Annotated in this window: 1 protein-coding gene and 1 pseudogene; one reads left to right on the top strand and one right to left on the bottom strand. The window is 62.5% G+C overall.

What is annotated here, in order from left to right; all coding sequences use genetic code 11:
* Positions 1-280 (top strand): annotated as a pseudogene (locus AC1DIX_RS27475) (ionic transporter y4hA); the annotation flags it as partial.
* Positions 281-312: 32 nt separating this feature from the next.
* On the opposite strand, the gene AC1DIX_RS27470 reads toward AC1DIX_RS27475, so the two are convergent.
* On the bottom strand, positions 313-682 hold a 370-nt coding region (locus AC1DIX_RS27470), incomplete at its 5' end, for an SDR family NAD(P)-dependent oxidoreductase (RefSeq protein ID WP_477328478.1).

Genomic DNA, 682 nt, shown 5'->3' with positions numbered 1-682 from the left:
GGCGAAGTCCGCGCTGAAGAACCAGCTTCAAAACAGCATCAACCTCGCTCTCGGATCGGCGATTGCGAGTATCGGCCTCACCATCCCGGCCGTCGCCGTCGTCTCGCTCGTCCTCGATCAGCAACTGTCGCTGGGGATCTCAGCAGCAAACACGACGCTGCTGGTGCTGACCCTCTTCGTCAGCACCCTGACTTTAGGCACCGGCAGGACGACGGTCCTGCAGGGTGCGATCCATCTGGTGATATTTGCGGTGTTTCTGCTGGTTTCGGCAATCCCCTAAGGACCGCCTTCGCCCATGCTGAACCGTGACCGTCAGAACCGCTCGACCCATGGCCTGACTTCGATCTCCCATGACCAGGCGCTTCGATGCTGGCGCAAGAGATCGATATAGGTTTGCGCGATTGCGTCAGGGTCGAGCGTGCTATCCGGCGCCTCCGCGGGATCGCCGCGACGCTCGCTCCGGACACCCCCCTCTACCACCACCTGGGCGACATGAATTCCCTTCGGGGCGAGTTCTCTCGCAGCACTTTGTGCCAGCCCGCGCAGCGCGAACTTTCCCATGGCAAACGGTGCCGAGTTGGCGAAGCCCTTTACGCCGGCCGTAGCACCCGTCAGCAGGATCGCGCCCTTGCCGGCTGCAAGCATACGCCTGGCGGCTTGCTGTACCGAGTAGAATGCACCC

The organism is Massilia sp. 05N420 (genome assembly GCF_056397205.1).
The sequence above is the reverse complement of the archived record's forward strand: the minus strand, read 5'-3'. Positions and strand labels throughout refer to the sequence as shown.